Annotated in this window: 8 protein-coding genes; 1 reads left to right on the top strand and 7 read right to left on the bottom strand. The window is 60.3% G+C overall.

The window, feature by feature from the left end; translation table 11 throughout:
• Positions 1-189 (top strand): hypothetical protein (locus MCUTH_RS11965; protein WP_153011840.1); only part of this gene is annotated, 189 nt, incomplete at its 5' end.
• Between the two features lie 212 nt (positions 190-401).
• On the opposite strand, the gene MCUTH_RS07655 is transcribed toward MCUTH_RS11965, so the two are convergent.
• The 7 genes from MCUTH_RS07655 to MCUTH_RS07625 form a co-directional block, all read right to left on the bottom strand.
• Positions 402-815 carry a 4Fe-4S dicluster domain-containing protein gene (locus MCUTH_RS07655; RefSeq protein WP_066957709.1) on the bottom strand — a complete coding sequence of 138 codons (414 nt, stop codon included), beginning with the start codon at positions 813-815 and terminating at the stop codon, positions 402-404.
• Positions 816-821: 6 nt separating this feature from the next.
• Complete coding sequence (locus MCUTH_RS07650; RefSeq protein WP_066957707.1) at positions 822-1,901, bottom strand: hydrogenase large subunit; 1,080 nt, start codon at positions 1,899-1,901, stop codon at positions 822-824.
• Positions 1,886-2,266 carry an NADH-quinone oxidoreductase subunit C gene (locus MCUTH_RS07645; protein ID WP_066957705.1) on the bottom strand — a complete coding sequence of 127 codons (381 nt, stop codon included), beginning with the start codon at positions 2,264-2,266 and terminating at the stop codon, positions 1,886-1,888. The genes MCUTH_RS07650 and MCUTH_RS07645 overlap by 16 nt, the downstream gene beginning before the upstream one ends.
• Entirely contained in the window at positions 2,263-2,739 is a 477-nt protein-coding gene (locus MCUTH_RS07640) for an NADH-quinone oxidoreductase subunit B family protein (protein WP_066957703.1), read from the bottom strand. The genes MCUTH_RS07645 and MCUTH_RS07640 overlap by 4 nt, the downstream gene beginning before the upstream one ends.
• Before the next feature lie 5 nt (positions 2,740-2,744).
• Positions 2,745-3,611: a respiratory chain complex I subunit 1 family protein gene (locus MCUTH_RS07635; protein ID WP_066957701.1), complete on the bottom strand. Its 867-nt coding sequence runs from the start codon at positions 3,609-3,611 to the stop codon at positions 2,745-2,747.
• Complete coding sequence (locus MCUTH_RS07630; protein ID WP_066957700.1) at positions 3,608-5,518, bottom strand: NADH-quinone oxidoreductase subunit 5 family protein; 1,911 nt, start codon at positions 5,516-5,518, stop codon at positions 3,608-3,610. Before MCUTH_RS07630 ends, MCUTH_RS07635 begins: the two co-directional genes overlap by 4 nt.
• A 279-nt stretch (positions 5,519-5,797) precedes the next feature.
• The gene (locus MCUTH_RS07625) at positions 5,798-6,166 is read right to left on the bottom strand and encodes an HIT family protein (RefSeq protein ID WP_066957698.1); all 369 of its coding nucleotides are present in this window, start codon (positions 6,164-6,166) and stop codon (positions 5,798-5,800) included.
• Positions 6,167-6,188 lie beyond the last annotated feature (22 nt).

Here is a 6,188-nt window from a genome sequence, read left to right as displayed (position 1 = left end):
ATCAACCTGCGCATCGAGGAGTACGCGATGCGGTATATCACCGACCACAACAGAAAGGTGGACCTCCGTGGACCGGTCTTTTTGACGGTCAGGTCCGTCATCCTGGGGCAACCGATGCTCCCCCCTCCCCTGTCCCCTCCCCCCTGCAATGCGATGTCCAGTGGGAATCCGCGTCAGGTGAAGCCATAAGAGTATCAACACATTTCAAGCTGCCCTGAAGGGATGGGTTCTGAGAAATTCGAAGAGTTTAGAGGCGCGAACGAGAGTGTGCGTGAACACCGCTAGGTGCGAAGCATCCCCCCTCCCCTCTCCTCACCTCCTCCGGGGATATTCCCACGGCATGGCAGTTGCTCGTTTGGAAAAATAGTGAATAGGAAGAGGAGGTTCTTTCGCCCTCCCCCTCACGCGCTCTCGCCCGCGCCTTCTCCCTTTGCGCTCTCTTCGACCGGTTTCTTCACTGGCTTCTCCGGTTTTACATAGGTGATGGTGTAGCGCTCCACCACATGCTCTACGACCGGCGGGAGATACTCAGGCTCCATCGTGAGGCTCCCGAACGGGCAGCCCTCGACGCAGTCGCCGCAGGCGATGCACCGCATGCGGTCGATCTCCCAGACCTTCGCCTCCTTATCAAGGCGGATCGCCGCGCACGGGCACCGCCGCGAGCAGATGCCGCAGGAGCGGCAGGTTGACGGGTCGAAGGTGACGTGCCCGCGGGTGATGGGGCTTCTCCGCGCCGGGACCACAGGATACTGCCGGGTGGCCGGGCCTCCTGCAAGGTTTCGGAGAACCGTCCTTGTCATCTCAAAAAATCCCATAGCTCTTCACCTCTCCGTGCAGCTGATGCAGGGGTCGATCGAGAGGACGACGACCGGGACATCCGCAAGCTGTGCGCCCGGGAGCATCTTCACGAGCGGGGGGATGTTTGCGAGCGTCGGCGTCCTGATCCGGGCACGGGCAAGGTGTTTCGTGCCGTTGCCCCGGAGATAGTGGATGACCTCGCCCCGCGGCTGCTCCACGCGGGAGAAATACTCGCCGTCAGGGGTTCCCTTGACCTTCACGTCGAGGGGCCCTTCGGGGATCTGATCGATCGCCTGCCGGATCAGGTCGATGGAAGCGTAGATCTCCTTGACCCGAACAGCGCACCGGGCGTAGCAGTCGCCGGCGGTCTCGACGACCGGCTTGAACCCGAGATCCCCGTAGGCGGCGTAGCCAGTCTCGCGGTGGTCGATCGCAACCCCGCTTGCCCTCGCGGTCGGGCCGACCGCACCGAGTGCATAGGCCTCGTCTTTTGAGAGGACCCCAAGCCCCTGAAGCCGGTACTTCACCGTCTCATCGTTTAAGAAGATATCACCGAGGTCCCGACACTCTTTCTCGAAGGGATCGAGTGCACGATGCATCTCTGCGAGTTTCTCCGGCACGATATCGCGCCGGACCCCGCCGACCTTGCAGGTGCCCTGGATGACCCGGCCGCCCGTGGTGTCCTCGAGGACGTCGAGCACCTTCTCGCGGAGTTGCCAGGACCGCATGAAGAGGTTCTCAAAACCCATCCCGTCCGCAAAGAGGCCGAGCCAGAGGAGGTGCGAGTGGAGACGCGAGCACTCCGACCAGATCGTCCGGAGGTACTTCGCCCGGTCGGGGACCTCGATCCCCATGATATGCTCGATGCCCTGGCAGTAGCAGAGCGCGTGCATGAAACTGCAGATCCCGCAGATTCGCTCCGCCACATAGACATACTCCGTGAACTCGCGCTTCTGGATGAGTTGCTCGAGCCCGCGGTGGATGTAGCCGATGGAGGGAATCACGTCCACGACCTTCTCATCCTCGAGAACGAGGTCGAGGTGGATAGGCTCCGGCAGGACCGGGTGCTGTGGTCCGAACGGCACGACTATGCGTTCCGGCATGTGTCACCTCCTCTCCGCGTGACGCTGAACGGATACTTCTCGGCCGTCTTGATGAACGTCCCCTTAAAGTCGATGTTCATCCCCGTGACCGGAATCCCGAAGAGGTCGTGCATCTCGTTCTCGTAGACGAACGCTCCCCAGTAGATCCCGGATATGCTCGGGACTGCAGTCTCCGGCCCGACCGTCAGGCGGAGGTTCCTGTACTGGTAGCCCTTATCGAACGAGTAATTGATCTCGTAGGACCCGCCGATGTCCGTACACCCGATCTGGACGAGGCGGTAACCTTCGGTGCGAAGCGCTTCGACCTCCCGGGTGAGATCCTCCAGCGCGACGCTGATGGTGGTCTGCTCTTCATTGACCGTCATGTGCTCTCACCCGCCGCCTGCCGTGCGCTCTCCTTTATCTGCGTTGCTCCTGTCATCTTCTCTCGTTTCTCTTCAAGAATCTCGAGCGCCTTCACGACGCCGTCGATGATCATCTCCGGCCTTGCCGCGCATCCCGGAACATACACGTCCACGGGGATAACCTTGTCGACACCCCCTGCGATGTTGTAGCACTCGCGGAATATGCCGCCTGAAGCAGCGCAGACGCCGACTGCGATGACGACTTTCGGCTCCGGCATCTGCTCGTAGATGTTCTTGACCACCTCCCGGTTCTGTGAGTTGATCCCGCCGGTGATGAGGAGGATATCAGCGTGCTTCGGGTTCCCGGTGTTGATGATCCCGAACCGCTCCACGTCATAGAGGGGCGTTAGGCACGCCAGGACCTCTATGTCGCAGCCATTGCAGCTGGATGCATCGTAGTGAAGGATCCAGGGTGATCGCTTCAGGAATGCCATGGTACTCATACACCTCCAAGCATCATATAGGAGAGGATCGCCAGGTTCGCGATGCCGAGTACTGCCGCGAGCCACCCGCTCTTTAATGCCGCCTGCCACCGCACCCGTGCGGTGACGTTGTCGATGAAGATCTCGGCGAGATACGTGACCACGACCGCGACGATCCCTATCACCGGGTTCCAGGCGAAGAAGAGGAAGACGAAGCCGAGAAGGAAGACGTTCTCGTACCAGTGAGCGATCTCAACCTGGGCGAGCGTCGAGCCCGAGAACTCCGTCGTGATACCCTTGACAATCTCCTGGTGAGCGTGGTGCGACGTCGAGATATCGAAGGGGGACTTCCGGAGTTTGATCGTGAGGATGGTCGCAAACCCGAGGAAGACGCCGGGAAGGTAGAGGATCGCCGGCACCGTCGCCGTTGCGATATCGGCGACGAGGAAACTGTTCGTGACCATATAGAGCCCGACGGCCGCAAGGATGATCATCGGTTCATACGCCATCAACTGGATCAGTTCCCGCTCGGCCCCGATGTGGCTGTAGGGCGAGTGGACTGCGTAGGCCCCGAGCACCAGGAAGACGTGGGCGAGCGTGAAGGCAAAGATGATCAGTAAGAGGTCCCCTCCCGCGAAGAAGAGCGCCCCGGAGACGGCGATGAAGATCAGGTAGGCAAGCACGTAGAAGTTCTGCGCCGTGGTGACGACGGCCCGCTCTTTCTCGAAGAGTTTGCCGACGTCGTAGAAGGGCTGCAGGAGCGGCGGTCCGACCCTTCCCTGCATCCGTGCGGTGATTATTCTATCGATTCCGGCGATGAGCCCGCCGACGATGGGCGCAAGGATGAGGAAGAGGATCGCTCCGATAAGCCAGGTCCAGGTCATAGGGCCACCCCCGCGAAGATCCACGATACCAGGATCAGGGCGATGCAGACCATCGCCCCCGGTCGGAAGAGCCGCGCTTCACCGAAATACTCGGTGAGGTAGTAGTTCCGGGTCTGGGCCTCCCGGGTCAGGCCGAGGGAGCCTGCGAAGTGCAGGTCCGGCGTCGCGGTCCTCCCGCTCATGTAGGCCGGGAGGTGCCGTGCGCTCCTCTTAAAGAGAGTAAACGAGACCGGGAGGATGAGGAGGAGAGCCATCATGAGAAGCATGATGGCGACGTTCGCCTCTCCGAGGCGAGCCGTGACGCCGTAGATGGCAAGGACGTAGGGCTCGATCAGCATCGATGAAATGACCGGGAAGAGGAAGACGGCCGCTATCACGAGGCCGGTGATGATATAGAGCGGAGCCCAGGGCTCCTGGAAGAACCCCTTCTCGACCCGCTCGGTATTTCGGGTGACCGCGACGAGTTTGCCCATCCACTTAGCCCAGAAAAAGACCGTAACGGCGCTTCCGTAGGCGAGGATCGCAATGAAGATCAGGCCGAAGGGTGCCTGGACCTGGACGAACGCCTCGATTGCCGCCCACTTGGATATCAGCATACCGAAGGGCGCAAGGAACATACCGGCAATTCCGATGAACATCATCACCGCCATCTTGGGCATCCGGACGATCAGGCCCTCCATGTCCTCGATATCCCGGCTCCCGATCCGGTGCTCGATCGCACCGGTCCCGAGGAAGAGGAGCGACTTTGCTACGGCATGGAAGATGATCAGAAGGATTGCCGCCCAGACGAGCATGTAGGTTCCGACACCAGCACAGGCGGCTATCAGGCCGAGGTTTGCTATTGTCGAGTAGGCCAGGACCGATTTTGCGTTGCTCTGCGATATTGCGATGGCTGACGCAACGACGAAGGTCACGGCGCCGACGAGTCCGATCGAGAACCCGGCCAGCGTCCCGGCGAAGACCGGGGAGAACCTGACAAGGATGTAGACACCGGCCTTGACCATGGTGCTCGAGTGGAGCAGGGCCGAGACCGGTGTCGGGGCCACCATCGCCCCGAGGAGCCAGGAGGAGAACGGCATCAATGCGGCCTTGGTGATCCCGGCAAACCCTATCAGGACGGCCGGGATCAGGACGATCGCCGTATCGCCTGAGGCGAGCACCCGGGCGAGATCGATGCCGCCGCTCGTCGCCTCGGTTGCGGCAAGGAAGATGAGCGCCACAACAAACGCGATCCCGCCGAGGAGGTTCATCACCAGGGCGCGGAAGGCGTTCCGTGTCGCTTCCTCCGTCTCCGAATAACCGATCAGCAAGAACGAACTGATGGTGGTGATTTCCCAGAAGAAGAAGATCCACGTGAGGTTATTGGAGAAGACGAGACCGAACATCGCGGAGAGGAAGGCGAAGATGACGAAGAAGAACATCCTCTGCCGATCGCGCACCTCAGGGTGATGGTGGTGATACGTCTCCATGTACCTGACGGCGTACACGGCTATGAGGCTCCCGATGAGCCCTATGATAAGGGCCATGATGATGGAGAACTGGTCGATGAAGAGATTGTTGACCGCATGGAGGTTCTCCCGGAATGCTGCCTCAAGGTACACCACCAGCGCCGCCTGGATGGCGGCCAGTGCGATTGCCAGGTAGTTTCTGAACTTTGCGCCCATATAGATGATGAAGAGCGCAAGACCCATCTCTATGGCCACCATGACGGGGCCGACGACCTCCGAAGGCGCGGCAAAGTAGACCGTTCCTTCGAATGCATACCGGATAAGCAGGTATATCGACGCCCCGCCGATTGCGAGAGCTGAGAGGGCGACCACAACATAGCGCAACGTCGTTCGTTTTACGAACAATAAAAGACATGCGACTAGGATGGGAAACAGTATTAGGAAGAGCAGCGTCTGCAACTATTGTCCCTCATAGGGTAACTATGCCTTACTTGCATAATTAATCATTCTAAATGGCCCCCGATGTATAGGTCCTCGGGCGCCGATCTTGATGGATGTCGGGCCTTGGATAAGATTTCAGCTGAGGTATCCGCCCAAAAAATGACTGCCCGCAGTACCGATCCGGCGTATGGAGCACCACGGCATGATTTCATGGCTTGATGGCGCCCGCTCATCAATTGGTTTCCTCCTGCGCGGCGCACTCTCACACCGGTGCGGTAACGGCGCCCCGGAAGAACTTCAACCTGATTTACGCGGTATCACGCCCCGGACCCCGCCTTCGTGCTCTCCGGGGGCATCCCCCCGGTAGCGCGGGATGAAGTGGACGTGGACATGCATGATGTTCTGTCCGGCGGCCTCCCCGACGTTGACTCCGATGTTGTAGCCGTCGGGATGCCGCTCGCGGTCGGTCAGAGTCCTGCAGTCGTCGATGAGCCGGGCCATGGCCATTCTCTCTTCATCGGTCGTGTCAAAGTAACTCGCCACGTGCCGGAATGGGATCACAAGCAGGTGGCCGGGGCTCACCGGGTGGATGTCGTAGCGGGCGTAGCAGAGGTCGTTTGCGAGAACGATATCCTCCTGTTTTGGGTTGCAGAACGGGCATGGCATGGCACCTGCTCTCCTCCCGATC

It is taken from the genome of Methanoculleus thermophilus, assembly GCF_001571405.1.
In the GTDB taxonomy this organism is placed as follows: Archaea; Halobacteriota; Methanomicrobia; order Methanomicrobiales; family Methanoculleaceae; genus Methanoculleus; species Methanoculleus thermophilus.
The sequence above is the reverse complement of the archived record's forward strand: the minus strand, read 5'-3'. Positions and strand labels throughout refer to the sequence as shown.

Excerpts from the sequence above, each read along its gene's own strand:
- MCUTH_RS07655 (WP_066957709.1), bottom strand. The coding sequence starts at position 815 with ATGGGATTTTTTGAGATGACAAGGACGGTTCTCCGAAACCTTGCAGGA.
- MCUTH_RS07650 (WP_066957707.1), bottom strand. The coding sequence starts at position 1,901 with ATGCCGGAACGCATAGTCGTGCCGTTCGGACCACAGCACCCGGTCCTG.
- MCUTH_RS07645 (WP_066957705.1), bottom strand. The coding sequence starts at position 2,266 with ATGACGGTCAATGAAGAGCAGACCACCATCAGCGTCGCGCTGGAGGAT.
- MCUTH_RS07640 (WP_066957703.1), bottom strand. The coding sequence starts at position 2,739 with ATGGCATTCCTGAAGCGATCACCCTGGATCCTTCACTACGATGCATCC.
- MCUTH_RS07635 (WP_066957701.1), bottom strand. The coding sequence starts at position 3,611 with ATGACCTGGACCTGGCTTATCGGAGCGATCCTCTTCCTCATCCTTGCG.
- MCUTH_RS07625 (WP_066957698.1), bottom strand. The coding sequence starts at position 6,166 with ATGCCATGCCCGTTCTGCAACCCAAAACAGGAGGATATCGTTCTCGCA.